22 protein-coding genes and 2 tRNA genes are annotated in these 23,079 nt (G+C 67.8%); 15 read left to right on the forward strand and 9 right to left on the reverse strand.

Annotated elements, in window-relative coordinates; all coding sequences use genetic code 11:
• Entirely contained in the window at positions 1-1,113 is a 1,113-nt protein-coding gene (locus ABOZ73_RS16200; RefSeq protein ID WP_369059155.1) for a flagellar basal body P-ring protein FlgI, read from the reverse strand.
• Positions 1,114-1,257: 144 nt separating this feature from the next.
• On the opposite strand from ABOZ73_RS16200, the gene ABOZ73_RS16205 reads away from it, so the two are divergent.
• The 3 genes from ABOZ73_RS16205 to gltX all read left to right on the forward strand — a co-directional run bounded on the left by ABOZ73_RS16205 (position 1,258) and on the right by gltX (position 3,669).
• A complete protein-coding gene (locus tag ABOZ73_RS16205) occupies positions 1,258-1,737 on the forward strand; it encodes a flagellar assembly protein FliX (RefSeq protein ID WP_369059156.1) in 480 nt (159 codons plus the stop codon).
• 94 nt (positions 1,738-1,831) lie between these two features.
• Entirely contained in the window at positions 1,832-2,260 is a 429-nt protein-coding gene (gene dksA, locus ABOZ73_RS16210; RefSeq protein WP_369059157.1) for an RNA polymerase-binding protein DksA, read from the forward strand.
• Positions 2,261-2,334: 74 nt separating this feature from the next.
• Positions 2,335-3,669 carry a glutamate--tRNA ligase gene (gltX, locus tag ABOZ73_RS16215; protein WP_369059158.1) on the forward strand — a complete coding sequence of 445 codons (1,335 nt, stop codon included), beginning with the start codon at positions 2,335-2,337 and terminating at the stop codon, positions 3,667-3,669.
• Positions 3,670-3,674: 5 nt separating this feature from the next.
• Here gltX and ABOZ73_RS16220 read toward each other — a convergent pair whose 3' ends face one another.
• Both ABOZ73_RS16220 and ABOZ73_RS16225 read right to left on the reverse strand, forming a co-directional pair.
• Positions 3,675-3,983: a hypothetical protein gene (locus ABOZ73_RS16220; RefSeq protein ID WP_369059159.1), complete on the reverse strand. Its 309-nt coding sequence runs from the start codon at positions 3,981-3,983 to the stop codon at positions 3,675-3,677.
• 72 nt (positions 3,984-4,055) lie between these two features.
• Positions 4,056-4,661, reverse strand: a complete 606-nt coding sequence (locus ABOZ73_RS16225) for a TIGR00730 family Rossman fold protein (RefSeq protein ID WP_369059160.1) — start codon at positions 4,659-4,661, stop codon at positions 4,056-4,058.
• Positions 4,662-4,782: 121 nt separating this feature from the next.
• Between ABOZ73_RS16225 and ABOZ73_RS16230 the strand changes: the two genes are divergently transcribed.
• Genes ABOZ73_RS16230 through ABOZ73_RS16240 form a run of 3 tightly spaced genes read left to right on the forward strand, consistent with a single transcriptional unit; the run spans position 4,783 to position 7,901 of the window.
• Positions 4,783-5,589, forward strand: a complete 807-nt coding sequence (locus ABOZ73_RS16230) for a hypothetical protein (protein WP_369059161.1) — start codon at positions 4,783-4,785, stop codon at positions 5,587-5,589.
• A gap of 35 nt (positions 5,590-5,624) precedes the next feature.
• Positions 5,625-7,448 carry an ABC transporter ATP-binding protein/permease gene (locus tag ABOZ73_RS16235; protein ID WP_369062563.1) on the forward strand — a complete coding sequence of 608 codons (1,824 nt, stop codon included), beginning with the start codon at positions 5,625-5,627 and terminating at the stop codon, positions 7,446-7,448.
• 12 nt (positions 7,449-7,460) lie between these two features.
• On the forward strand, positions 7,461-7,901 hold the full coding sequence (locus ABOZ73_RS16240) for a VOC family protein (protein WP_369059162.1): 441 nt from the start codon (positions 7,461-7,463) through the stop codon (positions 7,899-7,901).
• A gap of 155 nt (positions 7,902-8,056) precedes the next feature.
• On the opposite strand, the gene ABOZ73_RS16245 is transcribed toward ABOZ73_RS16240, so the two are convergent.
• The 4 genes from ABOZ73_RS16245 to ABOZ73_RS16260 all read right to left on the reverse strand — a co-directional run bounded on the left by ABOZ73_RS16245 (position 8,057) and on the right by ABOZ73_RS16260 (position 10,865).
• Positions 8,057-8,131 (reverse strand) — tRNA-Asn (locus ABOZ73_RS16245).
• Between the two features lie 139 nt (positions 8,132-8,270).
• A complete protein-coding gene (locus ABOZ73_RS16250; RefSeq protein ID WP_369059163.1) occupies positions 8,271-9,317 on the reverse strand; it encodes a glycosyltransferase family 4 protein in 1,047 nt (348 codons plus the stop codon).
• A gap of 242 nt (positions 9,318-9,559) precedes the next feature.
• Entirely contained in the window at positions 9,560-10,222 is a 663-nt protein-coding gene (locus tag ABOZ73_RS16255) for a DedA family protein (RefSeq protein WP_369059164.1), read from the reverse strand.
• Positions 10,223-10,334: 112 nt separating this feature from the next.
• Positions 10,335-10,865, reverse strand: a complete 531-nt coding sequence (locus ABOZ73_RS16260) for a cyclopropane-fatty-acyl-phospholipid synthase family protein (RefSeq protein ID WP_369059165.1) — start codon at positions 10,863-10,865, stop codon at positions 10,335-10,337.
• 134 nt (positions 10,866-10,999) lie between these two features.
• Here ABOZ73_RS16260 and ABOZ73_RS16265 point away from each other — a divergent pair, with 134 nt between their 5' ends.
• Positions 11,000-11,317: a putative quinol monooxygenase gene (locus tag ABOZ73_RS16265; RefSeq protein WP_369059166.1), complete on the forward strand. Its 318-nt coding sequence runs from the start codon at positions 11,000-11,002 to the stop codon at positions 11,315-11,317.
• A gap of 25 nt (positions 11,318-11,342) precedes the next feature.
• Here ABOZ73_RS16265 and ABOZ73_RS16270 read toward each other — a convergent pair.
• Positions 11,343-11,416, reverse strand: a tRNA-Cys gene (locus ABOZ73_RS16270).
• A 149-nt stretch (positions 11,417-11,565) separates the two neighbouring features.
• Between ABOZ73_RS16270 and ABOZ73_RS16275 the strand changes: the two genes are divergently transcribed.
• The 6 genes from ABOZ73_RS16275 to ABOZ73_RS16300 all read left to right on the forward strand — a co-directional run bounded on the left by ABOZ73_RS16275 (position 11,566) and on the right by ABOZ73_RS16300 (position 19,684).
• Positions 11,566-12,138: a protein-L-isoaspartate O-methyltransferase gene (locus ABOZ73_RS16275; protein ID WP_369059167.1), complete on the forward strand. Its 573-nt coding sequence runs from the start codon at positions 11,566-11,568 to the stop codon at positions 12,136-12,138.
• Positions 12,139-12,332: 194 nt separating this feature from the next.
• Entirely contained in the window at positions 12,333-13,772 is a 1,440-nt protein-coding gene (locus tag ABOZ73_RS16280) for a TolC family outer membrane protein (protein WP_369059168.1), read from the forward strand.
• Between the two features lie 220 nt (positions 13,773-13,992).
• Entirely contained in the window at positions 13,993-14,526 is a 534-nt protein-coding gene (locus ABOZ73_RS16285; RefSeq protein WP_369059169.1) for a DUF2497 domain-containing protein, read from the forward strand.
• Between the two features lie 131 nt (positions 14,527-14,657).
• Positions 14,658-17,363, forward strand: a complete 2,706-nt coding sequence (locus ABOZ73_RS16290; protein ID WP_369059170.1) for a valine--tRNA ligase — start codon at positions 14,658-14,660, stop codon at positions 17,361-17,363.
• A gap of 196 nt (positions 17,364-17,559) precedes the next feature.
• Positions 17,560-19,314 carry a class I adenylate-forming enzyme family protein gene (locus ABOZ73_RS16295; protein WP_369059171.1) on the forward strand — a complete coding sequence of 585 codons (1,755 nt, stop codon included), beginning with the start codon at positions 17,560-17,562 and terminating at the stop codon, positions 19,312-19,314.
• A gap of 4 nt (positions 19,315-19,318) precedes the next feature.
• Positions 19,319-19,684 carry an iron chaperone gene (locus ABOZ73_RS16300; protein WP_369059172.1) on the forward strand — a complete coding sequence of 122 codons (366 nt, stop codon included), beginning with the start codon at positions 19,319-19,321 and terminating at the stop codon, positions 19,682-19,684.
• Positions 19,685-19,688: 4 nt separating this feature from the next.
• Here the strand turns inward: ABOZ73_RS16300 and ABOZ73_RS16305 are convergent, their stop codons facing one another.
• Complete coding sequence (locus ABOZ73_RS16305; RefSeq protein ID WP_369059173.1) at positions 19,689-21,164, reverse strand: amidase; 1,476 nt, start codon at positions 21,162-21,164, stop codon at positions 19,689-19,691.
• Between the two features lie 73 nt (positions 21,165-21,237).
• Here ABOZ73_RS16305 and ABOZ73_RS16310 point away from each other — a divergent pair, with 73 nt between their 5' ends.
• Both ABOZ73_RS16310 and ABOZ73_RS16315 read left to right on the forward strand, forming a co-directional pair.
• Positions 21,238-21,969, forward strand: a complete 732-nt coding sequence (locus ABOZ73_RS16310) for a TlyA family RNA methyltransferase (RefSeq protein WP_369059174.1) — start codon at positions 21,238-21,240, stop codon at positions 21,967-21,969.
• A 51-nt stretch (positions 21,970-22,020) separates the two neighbouring features.
• Positions 22,021-23,079, forward strand: a complete 1,059-nt coding sequence (locus ABOZ73_RS16315) for a M48 family metalloprotease (RefSeq protein WP_369059175.1) — start codon at positions 22,021-22,023, stop codon at positions 23,077-23,079.

The following is a 23,079-nucleotide window of genomic DNA, read 5'->3' on the forward strand; positions in this document are numbered from 1 at the left end:
TCACATCACCTGGATGTCGGCTTGCAGGGCGCCCGCAGCCTTGATCGCCTGCAGGATCGAGATCATGTCGCGGGGCGTGACGCCCAGGGCGTTCAGGCCATTCACCAGGCTGGCCAGCGAGGCGCCTTCGTTCAGGGTGATCAGCTGACGGCCCTTTTCCTCGTCGAACGAGACGTTGCTCTGCGGCACGACGGCGGTCTGGCCCTGGCTGAAGGGCGCGGGTTGGCTGACGCCGGGGGTTTCCTGGACGCTGATGGTCAGGTTGCCCTGGGCGATGGCGACTGTGGAGACGCGGACGTTCTCGCCCACCACAATCACGCCGGACACTTCGTCGATGATCACGCGGGCCGGGGCGTCGGTCTTGACCGGCAGGCTCTCGATCATGCTGACGAAGCTGATCAGGTCGCGGCCGGCCGGCGGGCGGACGGTGACGATGGTCGGGTTCTCGGACACGGCCGAGCCGAAGAACCGGGCGTTGATGGCGTCGGCCACCTGGCGCGATGTGGTGAAGTCCGGATTGCGCAGAGTCAGGCGCATTTGGCCCATGCTGGCCAGCTGGAAGCCGGTCTCGTCTTCGACGATGGCCCCGCCGGCGATCCGGCCGGAGGTCGGCACGCCCTTGGTCACCGACGAACCCGACGCGCCCTGGGCCGAGACCGAACCGGTTTGCACGGTGCCCTGGGCCACGGCGTAGATCTTGCCGTCGGCGCCGGCGAGGGAGGTGACCAGCAGGGTGCCGCCCATCAGGCTCTTGGCGTCGCCCACGGCCGAGACGGTGACGTCCACGGCCGAACCCGGCGCGGCGAACGGCGGCAGCTTGGCCGTGACGATCACCGCGGCGGCGTTCTTGGAGTTCAGGTTGGCGTCGCGGATGTTGATGCCCATCCGCTCGAAGCTGGCTTCCAGCGCCTGGCGGGTCATCGGGGAGTTGCGCAGGTTGTCGCCGCTGCCGTTGAGGCCGACGACCAGGCCCTGGCCGATCAGGACGTTTTCGCGGACGCCCTCGAACTCGACGATGTCCTTGATCCGCGAGGCGGCCGAGGCCGTGCCGGCGAAGGCGAGGCTGGCGACGGCGAGGGCGGCGGCAAACAGAGGCGAAAATGAACGACGCATGGGGATCCCGATGAATTCGGGAGACGCCATGCCAGAACCGGGCCAGAAAGAATCCCAACGGAATCAAGGCGATTCCGGACGGGGCGTCGCGTATCCGGCGCCGAGGGCAATTTCTGCCCGGCATTAACCATACCTCAAGCCCGCGTGGCCGAGAGTTATATGGTTAACGGGCGAGTGGAATTTACCATGAAGGTAAGTGGTTCGAGCGGAGCTGGATCGGTGGGCGGCGTGGGTCGCGCCAAGGGGGCGTCGTCCGGCGGCGGCTTCTCCCTGCCGAGCGTCGGCGGAACGACCGCCGCCGGGGCGGCCGCAGGTGCGCAAGGCGTCACCGGCGTTGCCTCGGTCGACGCCTTGCTGGCCATGCAGGCGGTGGGCGGTCCCCTGGAGGGGCGTCGCCGCGCCGTGAAGCGGGCGGGGCGGATCCTCGATGTTCTCGATGAAGTGAAGATGGCGATGCTGGATGGCGGCCTGTCCGCTTCGCAGCTTCAAAAACTGGCTCGGGCGGTGCGCGATCAGCGCGATTCCACGGATGATCCGCAGCTTGAGGCGCTTCTCGACCAGATCGAAACCCGTGCCGCGGTTGAGCTGGCGAAGTTCGAGATGTCCCGGAAGGCCATGGCTTGATGATCGTCATGCAATGGCACGTTGAACCGGAATTTTCTTTTGCTATAAGCGGCCTGCCTGCTGTGGGTGGGTTTTTATGGGGCGTGAGGCGCTAATGACAGCGGCCGCGGTTCTGGTTTCGAAAGATACCTATCGTCCTTCCGAGGACGAAGAGTTCATGAACGAGCGCCAGCTCGAGTATTTCAAGCAAAAGTTGCTCGACTGGAAAGAAGAGATCCTGCGCGAATCTCGCGACACGGTCTCGCATCTCCAGACGGAGACCGAGAATCATCCTGACTTGGCCGACTGCGCCTCGTCGGAGACTGATCGGGCTCTTGAGCTGCGTACTCGGGATCGGCAGCGCAAATTGATCTCGAAGATCGACGAGGCGATACGCCGAATCGAGGACGGGTCCTACGGCTACTGCGAAGAGACGGGGGAGCCGATCGGTCTGGCCCGTCTGGAAGCGCGGCCGGTGGCGACTCTCAGCCTCGAGGCGCAGGAGCGCCACGAACGCCGCGAACGCGTCCACCGGGACGACTAAGCCGTTCAGGCCGCTTGACTTCCCGTCGTCGAGGGCCGACCTAGCCGGCCTTCGATGAGGAAGGCTGTGGTTCCATGACCGTGAAGGTCCGTTTCGCGCCGTCGCCCACCGGGCGGCTGCATGTCGGCAATATCCGCGCTGCGCTGATCAACTGGCTGTACGCCAAGCGTCAGGGCGGGCAGTTCGTGCTGCGCATCGACGACACCGACCTCGAGCGTTCGACCAAGGAATTCGAGCAGGGCATCGAAACCGACCTGACCTGGTTGGGACTGGTCTGGGACGAACGTCACAACCAGTCCGCCCGCTTCCCCGTCTATCAACAAGCCGTCGAGCGCTTGAAGGCGCAGGGCCGCCTGTATCCCGCCTATGAGACGGGCGAAGAGCTCGACCGCCGCCGCAAGGTGCAGCTGTCGCGCGGCCAGCCGCCGATCTACGACCGCTCGGCCCTGAAGCTGACCGACGAGGAGAAGGTCGCCCTGGAGGCCGAGGGCCGCCGCCCGCACTGGCGCTTCCGCCTGGAAGGCAAGCGCGTGAAGTGGATGGATCTGGTCCGTGGCGAGTGCGAGGTGGACACCGCCTCGATGTCCGACCCGGTGCTGATCCGCGAGGACGGCGCGTTCCTCTACACCCTGCCGTCGGTGGTGGACGACATCGACATGGGCATCACCCATGTGATCCGCGGCGAAGACCACGTCACCAACACCGGCGCGCAGATCGAGATCTTCGAAGCACTGGGCGCGACCGCGCCGACCTTCGCGCACATGACCCTGCTGGTCGGGGCCGATGGCGGGGCGCTGTCCAAGCGTCTGGGTTCGCTGTCGATCGGCGAGATGCGCGACCAGGGCTATGAGCCTCTGGCCATCACCTCGCACCTGGCGAAGATCGGCACCTCGGATAACCTGGAGGCCGGAGAGTCTCTGGCGGCGCTGGGCGAGAGCTTCGAGTTCTCGAAGATGGGCCGTTCGGCCGCCCGCTATGACGAGGCCGACCTGGGCCGTCTGAACGCGGCGCTGCTGCACGTCATGCCGTACGATGCGGCCAAGCCGCGCCTGGAGGCCCTCGGGGCCGATCTGGGCGAGGCGTTCTGGAACGCGGTGCGCGGCAACCTGAACCTGTTCGCCGACGTGAAGAGCCTGGCTGACGTGATCGCGGGCGAAGTGACGCCGGTGGTCGAGGACCAGGCGTTCCTGGACGCGGCCAAGGCCCTGCTGCCCGAGACTGTCGGTCCGGAGACCTGGGGCGAATGGGTCAATGCGGTGAAGGAAAAGACCGGCGCCAAGGGCAAGGGCCTGTTCCTGCCCCTGCGTCGCGCGCTGACCGGTATGGATCACGGACCTGAAATGGGTCCGCTTCTCGCCCTGATCGGGCGGGAGAAGGCGGTCCGCCGGCTGTCCGGCGAAACCGCCTAGTCCTCTTAGGCGGCCTTGGCGGAGGCGTTGCATTCCGCCAGGGCTTCAGCCGAGAGCTCCTGGCCCTTGAAGGTGAAGGCCGCGACTTCGCCCAGCTCGCCAGCGACGCGCTTGCAGGCGCGGACCGGGGGCTGCGACTTCACGTTGCCGGCGACGCAGAGGGTGTCCTTGCACACCCAGGCGGCGCCGTCCTGGATCAGGCGGGTCTTGGCCGGGGCGGCCTTGAGGGTGACGGTCGCGCCGTCGGAAGCGGCTTGAACCGAAGTCGCGCCCATGAGGGCGGCCACGGCGACGACGCCGAGCACGATACGCATGATGACTCTCCTATAAATCCCCCCGCCGGAGGGAGAGCCGGCGGACAGCGCATAGTGCGTTTTTATTAGCAACTATGTCAAGCGAATGGCGTCGCTTACATCCTCGACGGGATCGGCCGCGACCATCGCGCGTAGAGCGGGGACCACGTCCTGGGGCTTGTCCACCACGCGGTAGGCCTCGCGGAACGAGGCCGGGGTGAAGCCTGTGGCGATGGTGTGCTCGAACAAGGCGAAGAGCGTGTCCCAAAAGCCGTCGGGGCTGTAGAACACCACCGGCTTGTCGTGCAGGTTCAGGCGGCGCCAGGACAGCAGTTCGACGATCTCCTCCAAGGTGCCGACCCCGCCGGGCAGCACGACGAAGGCGTCCGAGTTGTCGAACAGACCCTTCTTGCGCTCAGCCATGGTCTCGACGACCTGCGTCTCGACCTTGGTGAGAGGACGCTCCTTGCCGATCAGGAAGCTTGGGATGATGCCCAGGACCCGGCCGCCGGCGTCGTGCGCGGCTCCGGCGCTGGCGCCCATCAGGCCCACGCCGCCGCCGCCATAGACAAGGCGAAGGCCGGCGCGTGCGAATTCGCGGCCGACTTCGGCGGCGTCTTGCAACAGTTGGGGATCAACGGCGTCGGAGGACCCGCAATAGACGCAGACCGAATCCAGACGCCTGGACTCGTGCGACATGGTCGGTCACTCCAGGAAAGAACGTTTGGCGCGCTTGAAGGCGCGTCTTTTGATCACGATCTGGCTGTGATCGTGTGACGGTGAACATCGGCTGTCGGCGGCAAGGTTGCAAGGAGCGCGCGTGAATCGGGTCGGAAGGATGCTGTGGACGTCGGCGATCGTGGCGGGCGCGCTGGCCCTGAACGCCTGCGGACGCGAGCGTACGGCCGCCTGGAGCACGCCGGCCCCGCCGCCCGCGCCAGATGCCGCCGAGGCCGCCTACATGGCGCCGCCGACCGTGACCGCGGCCGAATCGACGGCCGGCGGCCTGCGGCTTTCGGGCAAGGCGTCGGCAGGCGCCCGCGTGCGTCTGGGCGCGCCGACGGGGGAGACCCTTTTCGCCACGGCCGGTTCCGATGGTCGCTGGAGCTTGACCGCTCCCCGCGCCGACCAGCCGCGCCTGTTCGGCCTGTCCATGACCCAGAACGACCGCACGGTGCAGGCGGAGGGCTATGTGCTGGTCACCCCGACCGGATCGGCGGCTATCCTGCGCGCCGGCGCCGGGGCGGACGTCATCGCCGGGGCCGGCGCGCGTCCGCGCATCCTGGCGGTGGACTATGACCAGGAGGGCGGGGCGGTGATCTCCGGCCTCGCCGTGGCCGATACGCCGCTGGAGCTGCGCGTCGACGGCGTCACGCGCGGCCAGGGCGAAGCGGACGGCAAGGGCCGCTTCAGCCTGCCGCTGAGCCGCCCGCTGGAGCCCGGCGCCTATGAGATTGTGGCGGCCGGGCAGGGCGGCGAGGACGCCGCCCGCCTGTCCATCGCCACCGTCGGCCCTCTGCAGTCCGGCCCGTTCCAGGGCGAACGGGCGCCGCGCGGCTGGCGCATCGACTGGATGACCCCCGCAGGCGGCGTGCAGACCACCGTGGTCATGGAGGACGGGGCTTGAGCCTTCGCGCCGCCGCCGCGTCTCGCCGGCGCTACGTGAGCCCTGAGCCGCAGATCAAGGCCAAGCCCCTGACCGCCCTGGCGGACCTGGCCCGGCTGTTGCTGGCCTCGGACACGCCGGGCTTGAAGTGGCGGCTGACCTCCGCCCTGTTCCTGACCATCGTCGGCAAGGCGCTGGGCGTCTTGGGGCCGCTGCTGCTGGGTGCGGCGGTGAATCGACTGACGGCCGGGCAGGGGGCGGTGGCGACGGTCACCTTCGCCTTCGCCGGCCTGGCTCTAGGCTGGGCCCTGATCCGCTTCCTGTCCTATGCGGCGCCCCAGGCGCGGGACGCCATCTTCACCCCCGTGGCGCAGGCCGCCCAGGCCAGGGCGGCGACCGAGACCTTCGCCCACGCCCTGTCGCTGTCCATCGACTTCCACCAGACCAAGCGTACCGGCGCCCTGTCGCGGACCATCGACCGAGGCGCGCGGTCCATGGACTTCCTGGTCCGGTTCCTGGTGTTCAACATCGGCCCCACGGTGCTGGAGCTGATCATGGCCGCCGTGGTGCTGGCCAAGGCCTTCGACTGGCGCTTCGCCATGACGGCGGTGGGGACGGTCGCGATCTACGCCTGGATCACCCTGAGTATCTCCAATTGGCGGATCGAGCACCGACGGAAGCTGAACGAGGCCGACAGCGAGGCGGCCGGCCGGGCCGTGGACGCCCTGCTGAACTACGAGACGGTGAAGGCCTTCGGCGCCGAGGGGCGGGCGGCGGCGGGCTATGAAAGCGCCATGCGCGCCTATGGCCGGGCGCAGGTGAAATCGGCCACCTCGCTCAGCCTCCTGAACGTGGCGCAGTCGGCGATCCTCAGCCTGGGCCTCGGCGTCATGGCCGTGCTGGCCGGGGCGGAGGTTGCGGCCGGCCGGATCGGTCCTGGCGACGTGACCGCCTCGATCCTGATCCTGATCAACCTGTACAACCCGCTGAACATCCTGGGCTTCGCCTATCGCGAGATCCGCCAGGCCTTCATCGACATGGAAGCGATGATGGACCTTCGTCGGCAGAAGCCGGAGGTGGCCGAGGCCGCCGACGCCATCGACCTGCCGCCCTGCGACAGCCGGGGCGGGGCGGTGACTTTCGAGGATGTCTCCTTCCGCCACGGGGCGCGGTCGGAGGGCATCACCGATGTCAGCTTCACCGCCGAGCCTGGGACGACCACGGCGCTGGTGGGGCCGTCCGGGGCCGGCAAGACGACCCTGGTGCGGCTGGCCTTGCGCCTGATCGATCCACAGAAGGGGCGGGTGCTGCTGGACGGCGCCGACCTGCGCCGGCTGAAACAGCCGGCCCTGCGGCGAGCGGTGTCGCTGGTGCCGCAGGACGTGGCCCTGTTCAACGACACCCTTGCGGCCAATATCGGCTTCGCCCGGCCGGACGCCTCCGAGGACGAGGTCTGGGCCGCCGCGCGGGCGGCGGAGCTGGGCGCCTTCATCGAGGCCCTGCCGGAGGGCATGGCGACCAAGGTGGGCGAGCGGGGGCTGAAGCTGTCTGGCGGAGAGCGCCAGCGCGTCGGCATCGCCCGCGCCCTGCTGGCAGAACCCCGCGTGCTGATCCTGGACGAGGCGACCAGCGCCCTGGACAGCCGCACCGAGGCGGCGATCCAGGAAACCCTCAGGAAGGCCCGTAGAGGCCGTACGACCCTGGTCGTGGCCCACCGCCTGTCGACCATCGTCGACGCCGACCAGATCCTTGTCCTGCGCCGGGGCAGGATCGTCGAGCGCGGAGATCACGCGTCGCTGCTGGCGGCGGGCGGAGAGTATGCGGCCCTGTGGCGTCGCCAGACGCGCGACGGCGCGCTATCAGAGGCGTCTCAGGCTTAAGGGAGCGCCCCGATGGAATATCTGCACACCATGGTCCGCGTGAAGGACATCGACGCGGCGCTGGCCTTCTATTGCGACGGCCTCGGGCTGGTCGAAGCCTATCGCACCGAGAACGAGAAGGGCCGCTTCACCCTGGTCTTCCTGGCCGCCCCCGGCGACATGGACAAGGTGAAGGAAGGCAAGTCCCCCCTGGTCGAGCTGACCTACAACTGGGACACCGAGGATTATGGCGGCGGCCGCAACTTCGGCCACCTGGCCTATCGCGTGGACGACATCTACGCCCTGTGCCAGCACCTGATGGACAAGGGCGTGACCATCAACCGCCCGCCGCGCGACGGCCACATGGCCTTCGTCCGCTCGCCCGACGGTATCTCCATCGAGCTGCTGCAGAAGGGCGAGAACCTGGCTCCGGCCGAGCCCTGGGCCTCCATGCCGAACACCGGGGTCTGGTAAGGCTGGCGATCCGGCATCCGACGGCTACGGTCGTCGGATGGCTCATCCAAACCATGATGAGCAGCGGAGACGTCATGCGCGCGACGATGATGTCGCGGGCGAAAGTGCGTCTCAAATTGTCAGGGATCAGCGCCGATCGGCGGCGTTCTGAAACCTGGCTCCGCGGGTAGGATTCGAACCTACGACCAGCCGGTTAACAGCCGGCTGCTCTACCACTGAGCTACCGCGGATCAGGTGTCTCAGAAGAGGTGGGGGCTATAGCCTCCGTGGGCGGGGGGCGCAACACTTCTTCGAAAGAAAAACAGCTCGGCGCGAACCGAGCTGTGGAAAGTTCAGATTGGTGGGTGTCTTCAAGAAGACGACCCCAGCTCAAGCCGACGCGGTTAATCGCCGATTAACGCCCGCCGCGCCGGGTTTCAGCAGGCGGCGATAGACGTCCAGATAGCCGTCCACCATCCGGTCGACCGTGAAGCGCGCCTCGACCGCCGCGCGGCAGGCGGCGCGGTCGATGGTGTCGATCCGGGCCAGGGCGTCGGCCGCTTCGTCCAGCGATTCGACCAGGAAGCCGGTGATCCCATGGTCGATCAGCTCGGACATGGAGCCGCGATTCATGGCGATGACCGGCGTGCCGCAGGCCATGGCCTCGATGACGCTGAGGCCGAACGGTTCGTCGAAGTTGATCAGGTGCAGCAGGGCGCGGGCCCGGCCCAGGGTGCGGGCCCGCTCGGCCCCGCCCACGGCGCCGATGAAGCGAATGCGCTCTCCATCGATCCCGGGAGCCACGTCGCGTTCGAAATAGCCCTGGTCCTGGACGATGCCGGCCATGGTCATGGACCGGCCCGTACGGCGCGCCAGCTCGACCGCCTCGGCCGCGCCCTTGTCGGGGTGGATGCGGCCGAAGAACAGCAGATCGTCGGTTCCCTCCGCGTCGAAGGGGAAGTCGTCCAGGTGAACGCCATGATGGACGGTGGCGGCGTAGCTGAGCGCCGGGTGGCGATTGGCGTCGCTGATCGACACATAGGCCCCCGCGTCGTCGTAGCGGCCATAGACCTCGACGATCGCCTCCGATGAGAAGCCGTGGATGGTGGTGACCATCGGCGTGTCCACCAGGCGCGAGAAGGCCAGGGGCACGAAGTCGGCCTGGTTATGGATGATGTCGAACTCGCCGGCCCGTTCGAAGACGTTGGCGACGTGCAGGGTCTCGGCCACCTTCACGTCCACGGGGGCTTCGGAATAGGGGCGGGGGACGACCCATTCCAGCTTGCCGGCGGTCAGGCTGTCGCCCGTGGCGAACAGCGTGACGTCCAGGCCGCGCGCGACCAGTCCTTCGGTCAGCAGGCTGGTGGCCAGCTCCCACGGGCCGTACTGGCGCGGCGGGGTGCGCCAGGAGATCGGCGCGAGCATGGCGATACGCATGAAGAAGCCCCTGCAGCCGCGCGAAGCCGCGCCGTCGATGGCAAGCGAACGTCTGCCGACGGTGGAGGTTTCAAGGGGAGGGGGAGAAGAAGGTGACCGGCCGGGAGCGTCTCGTCGGGGGGGCGTAAGGTGCTCACCGACCGGTCTGTTCCCCCTTTGGATATTTCCGCGCGGGGACATGACTAGAAAAGCCCGGCGCCGCGAAGCGTTCCAAGCTTGACCGCACGATCGTCAGAAAGTTCTCAGGCCCGGCTGCGAGCCGTGCGCAGGGGCAGGTTCGTGCGCGCCATGCGGCGGGCGACGACGCGCCAGCCGATCACCACGACCACGGCCGTCACCAGGGCGCCGACGATGATCAGGGTCAGCATGTCGGCCTCGCCCAGCGCCTCCAGCCGGGCCAGGCCCAGGGCGGCGAAATAGCCGGGAGCCAGCATGATCGGCACCCACAATACGGCCGAGACCACGTTGGCGATCTGGAAGCGGCGGCTCTTCATCAGCATCATGCCGGCGACCAGCGGGATGAAGGCGCGCAGCGGGCCGAAGAACCGGCCGATGAAGATCGAGATCGGACCGTAGCGGCGGAAGAACAGGCGCGTGCGGGCGATGACCCGGCGGTGCGGCTTGAACTCCGGCCGGCGCAGGGCGCTCGGCCCCCAGCGGCGGCCTAGCTGGTACGACACGGCGTCGCCCAGCACCGCGCCGGCGATGCACCACAGAAGAACGGAAGCGGGATCGAGCACGCCGGCCGCGACCAGGCCGCCGGCGATGACCATCAGGGCGGTCGCCGGAACGAAGGCGCCGATGAACACCAGGGATTCAATGAAGGTGATCAATCCCAGCACGGCTCCCGCCCAGGCATGATGCCGCGAGATGAAGTCGCCGAGCGGATTGAGAAGCGCGTCCATGGTGATCCCTGTCTGGACGGGGATATGGGCTTTTCGGCGCCCTTACGTCAGGGGGCGCAACGACGTGTCGGCGCATTCATTTGGTGCGTTGCAAAATTGGCGCAGGAGAGCGTCATTTGGCGGGAGGGATCGTCCACAGATAGATCGTGTTGCCGTCGATCTCGCGCACCTCGTCGGGCGTCCAGTCGCCCATGTGGAAAGCGTGGCTGACCACTCGCGTGCCGGGTTTCAGTTCGCTCAGCAGCTTGGGCCGTAGGCGCAGGGTCACCGTGTCGAGCAGGTAGAGCGTTACGACGCTGGCCTCGCTGAGGTCGGTGGCGAACAGATCCGCCTTGCGGAAGCTGACCAGGTGATCGACCCGCTGTCGCCGCGCCTGGCGTGAGGCCTCGCGCACCAGGGCCACGTCGATCTCGATCCCCACCGCCCGCACGCCGAAGCGCTTGGCCGCGGTGATCGGAATGCGCCCGTCGCCGGAGCCGAGATCGTAGAGAACGTCGCCGGGACCGACCTTGGCCATTTCCAGCATGGCGTCCACCACCGACTGCGGCGTCACCACATAGATGACGTCGGGCTTCGGCGGCGCGGCCGACGCGCCGCTGGCGGCCGCGAGCAGAAAGAGCAGGGCGAGGGCGAACGATCTCATGCATCAAGGGGAGCATGCCGCCGTCCCGGTTGGAAGCGTCGGCGTCAGGCGTTGCGGTAGCGCACGCCCTCCCAGCCCAGTCAGGGCAAAGCTGGCGGCGCGCATGACGCCGGCGGCGCGAACAAGGAGCAGGCATGACGATCGAGTACATCCGCTACAGGCTTGCCGAGCATACGGCGGCCGAGCTGACCAACGCCTATGTCAAGGCGGAGGCCTTTCTTAAGGCGGCGCCTCAGTGTCTGGCGTTCGATTTGAGCCACTGTGAGGAAGACCCGGCGCTCATGACGCTTCGCATCGTGTGGACCTCCACGCAGGAGCATCTGACGGGGTTTCGCAAAGGCGAGCATTTCCCGGGCTTCCTCGCCTGCATCCGCCCGTTCATCGCGGAGATCGTCGAGATGAACCACTACGCCCCGACGACGGTCGCCTGGGTCAGGGACGCCGACGCGTAGGCCGATCCGGGATTTCGAGAAAGTTTGGAGGCCTGACCGGGAATCGAACCCGGGTGCACGGATTTGCAGTCCGCTGCGTCACCACTCCGCCATCAGGCCGCCTCGGCGCCGCACAGGCGGCCGCCGAAGAGGGCGGATCGCTATCAGAAGGGCGCGGGCGTTGCAATCGAAGCCTTCAGATCGCTTGGCGTCGGCGACGCGCGGACCTATAAGCGCACCGAATTTCAGCTTGGGCCCCAGAGGGATTGATGAGCTCCGACTTCGCGGCCGCACGGATCAACATGGTCGATTGCCAGATCCGCATCAACGACGTCACCGACTTCGCGCTGCAGGACGCTCTGCGCGTGACTCCGCGCGAGACCTGCGTGCCGGCGGATCAGGCGTTCCGCGCCTATGCCGACCTGGAAGTGCAGTACGCGCCGGGCCGATGGCTGCTGCGCCCGCGCGACGTGTCCAAGCTGCTGCAGGCACTGCACCCCCAGGCGGGCGAAAAGGCCCTCGCCATCGCCGCGCCCTATGCTGGCGCGGTTCTGGAGAACATGGGCCTGGCGGTGACGCACATCGCCGAGGGCGACCTGACGGCGGTGTCCGGCGGTCCCTATGACGTGATCGTCGTCGAGGGCGGCGTGTCGGAAATCCCGGCCAGCTGGACCGCGGCCCTGGCCGTGGGCGGCCGTCTGGGCGTCGTCGAGCGCGCCGGGCCGGTGGGCCGTGCGGTCGTGTACGTCCGCGCCGCGGACGGCGTGGGCCGCCGGGTGATGTTCGATTCGGCCGCGCCGCTGCTGGCCGGGTTCGAACCGGAAGCCAAGTTCTTCTTCTGATCTGAGCGCCCGCTTTTCAGGGCCGACATACGCCCGGCGTCCGCGTGTGAAAAAAGCTTAACTGGCCCCGGCTGATGCTGGGGCCTAAACGGCGCTCATATACAGGCGTCGTAGCGCGCTTCTTTCGAGGATGAACGGGGATGTTCACTAGCCGTCGTGCGGGTTTGCTTGCCGCCGCTTGCAGCATTGGTCTGATGACGGGGGCCGGGACCGCCCACGCCGAGACCCTGGCCGAGGCGATCGCCCTGGCCTACCAGACCAACCCGACCCTGCAGGCGCGCCGCGCCACGCAGCGCGCGGTGGACGAAACCTACGTTCAGGCCCGCACCGGCCTGCGCCCGACCGTCAACGGCTCGCTGGGCGCCAACTACAGCCATATCAAGCCGGGCAGCCCCGGCCAGATCGACACCAACGGCGACGGCATCCCCGACGTGACGGTGGGCGGCTCGTCCGAGAACAACACCGGCTCGGCGCAGCTGACGGTCACCCAGCCCCTCTACACCGGCGGTCGCGTCAGCTCCGAAGTCGCCGCCGCCGAGGCCGACGTGAACGCCGGCCGTCAGGGCCTGCGCTCGGTCGAGCAGAGCGTGCTGACCTCGGTCATGCAGGCCTATGTGGACGTGCGCCGCGATCAGGAACGCCTGCGCATCAGTCAGGAGAGCGTCTCGGTCCTGCAGCGTCAGCTGGACGAATCGAACGCCCGCTTCGAGGTCGGCGAGATCACTCGCACCGACGTGGCCCAGTCCCAGGCTCGCCACGCCGCCGCCCGCGCCGCCCTGGCTTCGGCCCAGGCGCAGCTGGCGGTCAGCCGCGCGACCTACGCCGCCGTGGTCGGCCAGAACCCGACTGACCTGGCCGCCGAGCCGTCGCTGCAGGAGGCCCTGCCGGCGACCGTCGACCTGGCTTTCGAGTCGGCCGAGCAGCAGAACCCGCAGATCCTGGCCGCCGACTTCACCGAGCAGGCTAGCCGCGCACGCATCGCTTCGGCCAAGGCCGCCACGCGCCCGACCGTCGGCCTGTCCGGCGCCCTGGGCTATACCGGCCACATCGAGCCGTTCCACCTGGACGAATACGACCGCGCCATCCGCGTGGGCGCCACCGCCAGCGTGCCGATCTTCACCGGCGGCCTGACCACCTCGCGCATCCGCGCGGCGGTCGAGCGCAACAACGCCGACCGCATCGCCATCGAGGGCGCTCGCCGCCAGGTGATGCAGCAGGTCTCGACCTCCTGGAACCAGCTGCTGGGCGCTCGCGCCAACCTGGCCTCCAACGAGGAGCAGGTCCGCGCCGCCCGCATCGCCTTCGAAGGCGTGCGCCAGGAGAACCAGGTCGGCCTGCGCACCACTCTGGACGTGCTGATCGCCGAGCAGGACCTGCGCAACGCGGAGCTGGCCCTGGTCAACGCCCGTCGCGACGAATATGTGGCCGCCGCCAACGTTCTGGCGTCCACCGGTCGCCTCGAAGCCCGCATCCTGGCGGCCGACGTGCCGGTCTACGATCCGGCCGCCAACTTCAACAAGGTGAAGGGCAGCTTCGCCATGCCGTGGGACGGCGTGGTCGCCGGCGTCGACAGGATCGGCGCTCCGTCGATCGCCCCGGCGCCCGCCGACGGGCCGATCGCCACCGCCAAATAACAAGCTTGACCGCTTCATAATGAAGCAGTCGCGAAACTGACGAGGGCAGGCTCCGCCATCCGCAGGGCCTGCCCTTGCTGCGTTTAGGACAAGGCGGGGCCGGGCAGGGGCGGGGCGAGTCCTTGTCGCTCCACAGACCTGTCGTCAAAGCGGTTTCCACTTTGTGGGGATGCAGGCTAGGCTCGCGCGGAATCGCACCGCCAATAGAGACGGCCCGCATATGTCCGACGCGCAAGCTCAAGAACCGACGATGGAGGAGATCCTCGCCTCCATCCGCCGCATCATCTCCGAAGATGACGCGCCAGCGGAGGAGGCCGCCGCGGAGGAGGCTCCGGAGCCCGCCGCCGACGAGTCCTCGTACGAGGAATACACGCCCGACACGTCGGCCGACGACGCCGGCGAGGATGTGCTGGAGTTGACCGAGCCGCTGGATGCGCCGGTGGAAAGCCACGGCGATCTCGACGTCTACACCCCGCCGGCCGCCGCCGCCGCCGCTGAGCCGGAGCCGGCTCTGCCGCCGCTGGCGGAGACCGAGCGCCTGGTCGGCGATCAAGCCGCCGCCGCCGCCGCCTCGGCCTTCACCAGCCTGTCGGCCGCCATCACCATGCCCAAGGAAGGCCGCACCCTCGAGGACGTCGTCCGCGAGATGCTGCGTCCCATGCTGAAGTCCTGGCTGGACGACAACCTGCCCCGCATCGTCGAGGCGCAGGTAGCCCAGGAAGTCGAACGCATCGCCCGCCAGCGCGCGGGCTGACCGCCGCTTCAGGCTGAAATTCAGCGCCGCGACGGTTTCCCCGTCGCGGCGTTTTTCATTTTCGCCAGACAAACTGACGCCTTGGCCGCCTTTCCTGCTATAGGGCGCGGCTGGAAATCCATTTCATCGCCATGCTTGAAAAAACCTTCGATCCAAAGACCGTCGAACCGCGCCTTTACGAAGCTTGGGAGGCGTCCGGCGCCTTCAAGCCCACGGACGACCCGAACGCAGAGCCGTTCAGCATCGTCATCCCGCCGCCGAACGTCACCGGTTCGCTGCACATCGGGCATGCGCTGAACAACACGCTGCAGGATGTGCTGACGCGCTTCCACCGCATGCGCGGCAAGGCCGCCCTGTGGCTGCCGGGCACCGACCACGCGGGCATCGCCACCCAGATGGTGGTTGAGCGCCAGCTGGCCGCCGCCGGCAATGTCAGCCGCCGCGACATGGGCCGCGACGCCTTCGTCGAGAAGGTCTGGCAGTGGAAGGCCGAGAGCGCCGGTTCGATCCAGAACCAGCTGCGCCGCCTGGGCGCGTCCTGCGACTGGAGCCGCGAGCGCTTCACCCTGGACGAGCGCCTGTCGGCGGCCGTCCGCAAGGTGTTCGTCCAGCTCTACAAGGAAGGCCTGATCTACCGCGACAAGCGGCTGGTGAACTGGGACCCGCACTTCCAGACCGCCATCTCCGACCTCGAGGTCGAGCAGAAGGAGGTCGACGGCCACTACTGGCACTTCGCCTACAAGCTGGACGGCGGCGTCACCTACGAACACCCGATCGCCTTCGACGAAGAAGGCAAGCCGACCGAGTTCGAGACCCGCGACTTCATCGTCGTCGCCACCACCCGTCCGGAGACCATGCTGGGCGACACCGGCGTGGCCGTGCATCCGGATGACGAGCGCTACAAGGGTCTGGTCGGCAAGTCGGTCCGCCTGCCGATCACCGGCCGCCTGATCCCGATCGTCGCCGACGACTACGCCGACCCGACCAAGGGTTCGGGCGCGGTGAAGATCACGCCGGCCCACGACTTCAACGACTTCCAGGTCGGCAAACGCGCTGGGCTGGAGGCGATCAACATCCTCGACGCCTACGGCCGCATCAGCGAGCCGGCGCCCGCCGAATACGTCGGCATGGACCGCTTCGCCGCCCGCAAGGCCATCGTGGCCCGGGCCGAGGAAGAGGGCTGGCTGCGCGAGATCGAGAAGACACGCCACATGGTCCCGCATGGCGACCGTTCGGGCGTGGTCATCGAGCCGTGGCTGACGGACCAGTGGTACGTCGACGCCGCCACCCTGGCCAAGCCGGCCATCGCCGCCGTGGAGAACGGCGACACGGTCTTCGAACCCAAGAATTGGGAGAAGACCTACTTCGAGTGGATGCGGAACATCGAGCCGTGGTGCGTGTCGCGCCAGCTGTGGTGGGGCCACCGCATTCCGGCCTGGTACGATGAAGACGGAGGCATCTACGTCGAGGAGACGGAGGAAGCCGCCCGCGCCGCCGCCGGTAACAAGACGCTGAAGCAGGACGAGGACGTCCTGGACACCTGGTTCTCGTCCGGCCTGTGGCCGTTCTCGACCATGGGCTGGCCGGAGAAGACCTCGGACGTGGAGCGGTTCTATCCGACCCATACCCTGGTCACCGGCTTCGACATCATCTTCTTCTGGGTCGCCCGGATGATGATGATGGGCCTGCACTTCACCGGCGAGGCTCCCTTCAAGCGCGTGGTCATCAACGCCCTGGTCCGCGACGAGAAGGGCCAGAAGATGAGCAAGTCCAAAGGGAACGTCATCGATCCCCTGGAGATCATCGACGACCTGGGCTGCGACGCCATGCGCTTCACCCTGACGGCGATGTCGGGCCAGGCGCGCGACATCAAGCTGTCGCGCCAGCGTATCGAGGGCTACCGCAACTTCGGCACCAAGCTGTGGAACGCCGCGCGCTTCGCCCAGATGAACGAATGCGTCCGCGTGGAGGGCTTCGACCCCGCCGCCGTGACCCAGACGATCAACAAGTGGATCCGCGGCGAGACGGCCAAGACCGCCGCCGAAGTGACCAAGGCGCTGGAGGCCGCGGCCTTCGACGAGGCGGCCGGCGCACTGTACCGCTTCGTCTGGAACGTCTTCTGCGACTGGTATCTGGAGCTGGCCAAGCCGATCCTGAACGGCGACGACCAGGCGGCCAAGACCGAGACCCGCGCCACCGCCGCCTGGGCCCTGGATGTGTGCCTGAAGCTGCTGCACCCGGTGATGCCGTTCATCACCGAGGAGCTGTGGGACAAGACGGCCGAGTTCGGTCATCCGCGCGACGGCATGCTGATCAAGGCCCAGTGGCCCGACCTGCCGCTGTCCTTCGTGGACGAGGGCGCCGAAGCCGAGATCGGCCTGATCGTGGCCGCTGTCAGCGAGGGCCGCTCGGTCCGCGCCGAGCTGAACGTGCCGCCGTCGGCCAAGCCGCCGCTGCTGGTGCTGGAAGCCAGCGACGCTCAGCGCGCCGCCTTCCAGTCCAACGCCGCCGTCATCGCCCAGACCCTGCGCGTGTCGGGCGTGAAGTTCGAGGCGACCGCGCCGGAGGGGGCCATACCCTTCGTGGTCGAGGGCGCGACCTTGGCTCTGCCGGTGGCCGAGTTCATCGACCTGACGGCGGAGAAGGCGCGTCTCGGCAAGGAGATCGCCAACCACGTCTCCGACATCGAACGCACGGCCAAGAAGCTGGACAACGCCGACTTCATCGCCCGGGCCAAGCCCGAGGTGGTCGAGGAGAACCGCGAGCGTCTGGCCGCCGCCGAGGCCGCCAAGGCCAAGCTGGAGGCCGCTCTGGCCCGTCTGGAAGCGGTCGGCTGACGACGGCTGAAGGCGGAATGTGATGCAGGGGCGGCGGCTGGAGATCAGCCGCCGCCCTTTGCATTTATGACCAGCAACAATTCCTAACTTATCAACGATCCGTCTGGGTCAAACGGTCGTTTACATCCCGCCTCCGGCGGTGTTTTCTGTGCGACGAGGCGCTCGACAGAAGCGCAGACTTACCCGGGAGTGCACGATGACCCAGGCCGCGACCGCCGCCGCCGCTCAACCTTGGCCCGCCATGTCGGTGAAGCAGGCCTTCGCCATGATCACGGCGCCGGGCACGCCCTGCGAAATGGACGAGATCGAGATCCGGGGCGTGATGACCCGGATCTGGAAGAACGCGCCGCCGACCCTGCGCACCGTGGTCGAGATCGGCCGCGCCCACGCCGACAAGGTCTTCCTGGTCCACGAGGAAGAGCGGGTCACCTTCGAGGCCTTCTATCGCGCCGTCGCCGCCTTCGCCGCCGAACTGCTGTCCTTTGGGGTGCAGAAGGGCGACCGCATCGCCCTGGTGATGCGCAACCTGCCGGAATGGCCGGTGGCCTTCTATGCCGGCATGTCGGTCGGCGCGATCGTCACGCCGCTGAACGCCTGGTGGACGGGACCGGAGCTGGAATACGGCCTGACCAATTCCGGCGCGAAGGTGCTGATCGTCGATTCCGAGCGCTTCGAGCGCCTGGCTGAGCACCTGCCCAACTGCCCCGAGCTGAAACGCGTCTATGTCAGCCGTGAGATGGACGAGATCACCCATCCCTACGTCTGCAAGCTGGAGACGAAGATCGGCGGGCCGAACGACTGGGCGAACCTGCCGAACGCGGCGCTGCCGGACGTCGACATCCACCCGGATGACGATGCGACGATCTTCTACACCTCGGGCACCACGGGTAAGCCCAAGGGGGCCCTGGCGACCCACCGCAACATCAACTCCAACATCATCGCCGCCCTGTGCTCCGGCGCGCGGTCGTTCCTGCGCCGTGGCGAGGCGCCGCCCGCGCCCGATCCGATGGCTCCGCAGAAGGCGTCCCTGATCTCGGTGCCGTTCTTCCACGCCACCGGCTGCTTCGCGGTGCTGAACCCCTCGCTGTTCGCCGGCGCCAAGCTGGTGATGATGCGCAAGTGGGACCCGGAAAAGGCCATGCAGGTGATCGAGCGCGAGAAGATCACCCAGATCGGCGGCGTGCCGACCATCGCCTGGCAGATCATCGAGCATCCAGCCCGCGAGAAGTACGACCTGTCGTCCATCGAGACGGTGGCCTATGGCGGCGCGCCCTCCGCGCCCGAACTGGTCCGAAAGATCAAGGAACTGTGGCCCAAATCCCTGCCGGGCAACGGTTGGGGCATGACCGAAACCTCGGCCACCGCGACCAGCAACTCGGCCGAGGACTATGAGCATCGCCCCGAAAGTTGCGGCCCCGCCGTGCCGGTCACCGACCTGAAGATCATGAGCATTGAGGGCGACCGCGAGCTGGCGATCGGCGAGGTGGGCGAGCTGTGGTGCAAGGGGCCGCAGGTGGTGAAGGGCTACTGGAACAAGCCGGAAGCCACGGCCCAGACCTTCGTCGACGGCTGGGTGAAGACCGGCGACCTGGCGCGCCTGGATGAGGAAGGCTTCTGCTTCATCATCGACCGGGCCAAGGACATGCTGATCCGCGGCGGCGAGAACATCTACTGCATCGAGGTCGAGAACACCCTCTACGACCATCCGGCGGTGATGGACGCGGCCCTGGTCGGCATCCCGCACAAGACCCTGGGCGAGGAGCCGGCGGCGGTGGTCACCCTGAAGCCGGACGCCCACGCCACCGAGACCGAGCTGCGCGCCTTCGTCGCCGACCGAATGGCGGCCTACAAGGTGCCGGTGAAGGTGGTGTTCTGGCACGAGACCTTGCCACGCAACGCCAACGGCAAGATCCTCAAGAACGAACTGAAGAAGGTGTTCGTGGAGGGCTGATCTCGTGGTGCAGTCGAAAGCCGCGACCGTCGACGCCTACATGCAGACGATCGAAGCCGATCGTCTGCCCGCCCTGCAGCGCCTGCGCGACCTGTGTCGCGGCGTCCTCGACGGCTACGAGGAGAAGATGGCCTGGGGCATGCCGGGCTACAGCCTGAACGGACAGGATCCATCCGTCGCCTTCAACAGCCAGAAGCGGCACATCGCCTTCTATGCCGGCTCGGTCGCCGTCGAGCGGTTCAAGGAAAGGTTGGGCGCCATCGACTGCGGCAAGGGTTGCATACGGTATAGCCGCCCTGACAAGATCGACTTCCAGGTGGTCGAGGACATCCTCAAGGACATCAAGGCTCGCGGCCAGGGAATGGTCTGACCGCCTAGACGTGGACCGGCGGACGGCGGTGCGCCCACGGGTGGGCGTGCTCCAGTTCGTAGGCCAGTTCGAACAGGGTCTTCTCGTCGCCGGTCCTGGCCGCGAACTGCACGCCCACGGGCAGACCGTCCGGCGTCCAGTGCAGGGGCACGCTCATGGCCGGGGCGCCGGCCACATTCTCCAGTGGGGTGTAGCCCACATAGGCGACCAGGCGCTCGACCAGGGTGTCGAACGGCACGTCGCCGGACACGTAGCCCAGCTCCACCGGCGGCTTGCCCAGCACGGGCGACAGGATGACATCGTAGCGGTCGAACCAGGCGTTGTAGGCCACGCCCGCGGCCTTCAGCCGGGTGAGCACCCCTTCCATGCCGCCCTTGGGCGCCTTGCCCAGTTCCGCCACGCCCAGGGAGAACGGCTCCATGATCGAAGCGTCCGGCGCTCGTCCCATGGCCTTGGTGATCATGTCCACCAGACCCGCGGCGGACGAGCCCCACAGGGCGTTGAAGTCGCGGGCGAACTGCTCGCCGTCGATGGGCCATTTGGTCGGCTCCACCTGGTGACCCAGGCCGCGCATCAGGTGGGCGGCGTTGTCGACGGCGCGGGCCACCTCGATGTCAGGCTTCAGGCCCGTGCCGCCTTCGACCACCACGCCGACCCGCAGGCGGCGCTTGGATGGCTCCAGCACGAAGCCCACCGGGGGCAGGGGCGCGCCGGCGGCGCTGTTTTCGGTCGCGGCGAACAGGGCGGCGCTGTCGCGCACGCTGTGCGAGACGCAGTGCTCCACGGCCAGGTCGATGGCGCGCGCAGGCTCCCGGCCGGGGATCATCCGCGCACGCGACGGCTTCAGCCCGAACAGGCCGCAGTTGGCGGCGGGGATACGGATCGAGCCGCCGCCGTCGTTGGCGTGAGCGATCGGCACCACGCCGGCCGCCGTGGCCGCCGCCGCCCCGCCGGACGAGCCGCCGCTGCTGCGGTTCAGGTCCCACGGATTGCGGGTCGGACCGGAGGCGAGGGGTTCGGTGGTCGGCAGGAAGCCGTATTCGGGCGTCGCAGACTTGCCGATGATGATGAAGCCGGCCCGCTCCAGCGCGTCGACATAGGCATCCTGCGTCGTGGCCGCCTGGGCGCGGGCGCCGGTGCGCGAGCCATAGCGGGTGGGCAGGCCGACGACGTCGTTCAAGTCTTTTACCAGGAAGGGCACGCCGGCGAAGGGGCCGGTCTGGCCGCCCTTCTTGGCCTTGGCCATGGCGCGCTCGTAGTCGGGCGTGACCATGAAGTTGAGCTTGGGGTTCAGGGCCTCGGCGTGGCGGATGGCGGTCTCCACCGCCTCGACGGTCGAGATCTTCTTGCGGCGGATGCGGCTGGCGACTTCGCTGGCGTCGGGCGTCCAGGGCGTGCGCGCGCTGGCGACGGCGGGCAGGGCGGGCGCCAGGCTGGCGGCCGTGGCGGCGGCCAGCAGATCGCGACGAAGCAGAGACATCCAAACCCTCCCGTTTGTCCCAAACTGGCCTGTAATGCTTGGGTTTCGCAAGCCCGGGAGTCTAAGGAGAGGCATGAAGAAGCGCGCCGATATCCTGCTGGTCGAACGCGGCCTGTTCGACAGCCGCGCCAAGGCTCGCGCCGCCATCGAGGCTGGGCGCGTAACGGCGGGCGGCGCGGTGGTGGCCAAGGCGTCCGACATGCTGGCCGAGGACGCGGACATCACCGCCGAGGCCGCCCATCCCTGGGTCGGGCGCGGCGCCCTGAAGCTGGATCACGCCCTGAATCTTTGGCCGGTCACCGTGCAGGGCAGGGTGGTCGTCGACGTCGGCGCCTCCACCGGCGGCTTCACCGAGGTCTGCCTGAGCCGGGGGGCGGCCAAGGTCTACGCTGTGGACGTGGGACGCGGGCAGCTGCACCCAAAGCTCGCGAGCGATGCGCGGGTGGTCGATCTGTCGGGGACGGACGCGCGGTCGCTGGACGCGGGCCTGATCCCGGAGGCGCCGCAGCTGATCGTCAGCGACGTCAGCTTCATCTCCCTGGCCAAGGCCTTGCCGGCGGCGCTCGCCCTTGCGGCTCCCGGCGCGGACCTCGTGGCGCTGATCAAGCCGCAGTTCGAGGTTGGCCGCGAGAACATCGGCAAGGGCGGGCTGGTGAAGGACGAAGCCGCGCGGGAGCGGGCGGTGGCCGACGTGCTGGCCTTCCTGACCGACAACGGCTGGATCGTGCGCGAAACGGCGCTCAGCCCGATCCTCGGTGGCGAAGGTGCTGTCGAGCACTTCGTTTGGGCAATCCGCCCAGCTTGACCATAACGGCGTTCGGCGAACAACTTTCCCGGGTCATTCGGGGAATGAACCATGAAGCGTTGCATCGTCGCCTTGGCGAGTGCGGCCCTGCTCGGCTGCGCCACGCCCGTGACCGACGGACCGGAAGTCAGCATCGACGCCCGGAACGAGGAGATCCGGCGGCAGCAGGAATATGTGCTCGCTGTGCGCACGCAGGAGAGCGCTCGTTTCTATAAGGTCGCCCATCGGATCGCCGCCGCCAATGCAGAGCTCTGCCGCAGACGCGCGGTATCGATCGGCGCGACTTTTGAAACGATCTACGACTACGCCGCCCAAATGCGATCGGCCGCGAAGGCGGTGCGCGGCGTCTCAAGCTCGCCGCAGGTCGAATGGTTGGACGACAAAGGGCCGGCCGCGCTCGCGGGGCTTCGCATGGGCGACGTTCTTTTGGCCGTGAACGGCACGCCGATCGACAAGGGCCCTAAGGCTGGGAAGTCCGCGCGTGGCATGCTGGCGGCGACCCTGCACGGGCCTCAACGTCTGATGATCCTGCGCAATGGCGAGACCGTGAACCTCGATATCGTGGGCAAGCAGGTCTGCGGCTACCCGATGTATCTCGTGGACGATCCGATGGTGAACGCCTCGGCGGACAGCAATGTCATCCGCTACAATCGGGGCATGCTCCGTTTTACGGAGAACGATGACGAAGTGGCTCTCATCCTTGGCCACGAGCTCGCACACAATGTCATGCAGCATATCCAGAAATCGCAGCTCAACAGAGCGGTGGGTGCGATCGGCGGCGCTTTGCTGGACGCTGCTCTAGGGGGTGATGGAAGCCTCACGGAAGTTGGCGCCTCCCTCGGCGACGCCGCGTTTTCCCAGGCGTTCGAGGCGGAGGCGGACTATGTCGGCCTCTATTTCGCGGCGCGGGCGGGCTATGGCGCCAACGAGCCTGAAAAGCTCTGGCGACGCATGAGCACCATGGACCCAAGCCGGATCCGCAAGGGCTCCAGCCATCCGCCGAACGCAGCGCGTTACGTAAACCTCGCGGCGACGCAGCGGGAGATCGCTGAAAAGAAAGAGGCGGGGCAACCGCTGGTGCCCCGCCTTAAGAAGGATGCTGCTCTCTAG

This window comes from Caulobacter sp. 73W, from assembly GCF_041021955.1.
Taxonomy (GTDB): domain Bacteria; phylum Pseudomonadota; class Alphaproteobacteria; order Caulobacterales; family Caulobacteraceae; genus Caulobacter.

What these genes read in the sequence shown, in the direction of transcription:
- ABOZ73_RS16200 (WP_369059155.1), bottom strand. Translation starts at nt 1,113, where the DNA reads ATGCGTCGTTCATTTTCGCCTCTGTTTGCCGCCGCCCTCGCCGTCGCC.
- dksA (WP_369059157.1), top strand. Translation starts at nt 1,832, where the DNA reads ATGACAGCGGCCGCGGTTCTGGTTTCGAAAGATACCTATCGTCCTTCC.
- gltX (WP_369059158.1), top strand. Translation starts at nt 2,335, where the DNA reads ATGACCGTGAAGGTCCGTTTCGCGCCGTCGCCCACCGGGCGGCTGCAT.
- ABOZ73_RS16220 (WP_369059159.1), bottom strand. Translation starts at nt 3,983, where the DNA reads ATGCGTATCGTGCTCGGCGTCGTCGCCGTGGCCGCCCTCATGGGCGCG.
- ABOZ73_RS16225 (WP_369059160.1), bottom strand. Translation starts at nt 4,661, where the DNA reads ATGTCGCACGAGTCCAGGCGTCTGGATTCGGTCTGCGTCTATTGCGGG.
- ABOZ73_RS16240 (WP_369059162.1), top strand. Translation starts at nt 7,461, where the DNA reads ATGGAATATCTGCACACCATGGTCCGCGTGAAGGACATCGACGCGGCG.
- ABOZ73_RS16250 (WP_369059163.1), bottom strand. Translation starts at nt 9,317, where the DNA reads ATGCGTATCGCCATGCTCGCGCCGATCTCCTGGCGCACCCCGCCGCGC.
- ABOZ73_RS16255 (WP_369059164.1), bottom strand. Translation starts at nt 10,222, where the DNA reads ATGGACGCGCTTCTCAATCCGCTCGGCGACTTCATCTCGCGGCATCAT.
- ABOZ73_RS16260 (WP_369059165.1), bottom strand. Translation starts at nt 10,865, where the DNA reads ATGAGATCGTTCGCCCTCGCCCTGCTCTTTCTGCTCGCGGCCGCCAGC.
- ABOZ73_RS16265 (WP_369059166.1), top strand. Translation starts at nt 11,000, where the DNA reads ATGACGATCGAGTACATCCGCTACAGGCTTGCCGAGCATACGGCGGCC.
- ABOZ73_RS16275 (WP_369059167.1), top strand. Translation starts at nt 11,566, where the DNA reads ATGAGCTCCGACTTCGCGGCCGCACGGATCAACATGGTCGATTGCCAG.
- ABOZ73_RS16280 (WP_369059168.1), top strand. Translation starts at nt 12,333, where the DNA reads ATGACGGGGGCCGGGACCGCCCACGCCGAGACCCTGGCCGAGGCGATC.
- ABOZ73_RS16285 (WP_369059169.1), top strand. Translation starts at nt 13,993, where the DNA reads ATGTCCGACGCGCAAGCTCAAGAACCGACGATGGAGGAGATCCTCGCC.
- ABOZ73_RS16290 (WP_369059170.1), top strand. Translation starts at nt 14,658, where the DNA reads ATGCTTGAAAAAACCTTCGATCCAAAGACCGTCGAACCGCGCCTTTAC.
- ABOZ73_RS16295 (WP_369059171.1), top strand. Translation starts at nt 17,560, where the DNA reads ATGACCCAGGCCGCGACCGCCGCCGCCGCTCAACCTTGGCCCGCCATG.
- ABOZ73_RS16305 (WP_369059173.1), bottom strand. Translation starts at nt 21,164, where the DNA reads ATGTCTCTGCTTCGTCGCGATCTGCTGGCCGCCGCCACGGCCGCCAGC.
- ABOZ73_RS16310 (WP_369059174.1), top strand. Translation starts at nt 21,238, where the DNA reads ATGAAGAAGCGCGCCGATATCCTGCTGGTCGAACGCGGCCTGTTCGAC.
- ABOZ73_RS16315 (WP_369059175.1), top strand. Translation starts at nt 22,021, where the DNA reads ATGAAGCGTTGCATCGTCGCCTTGGCGAGTGCGGCCCTGCTCGGCTGC.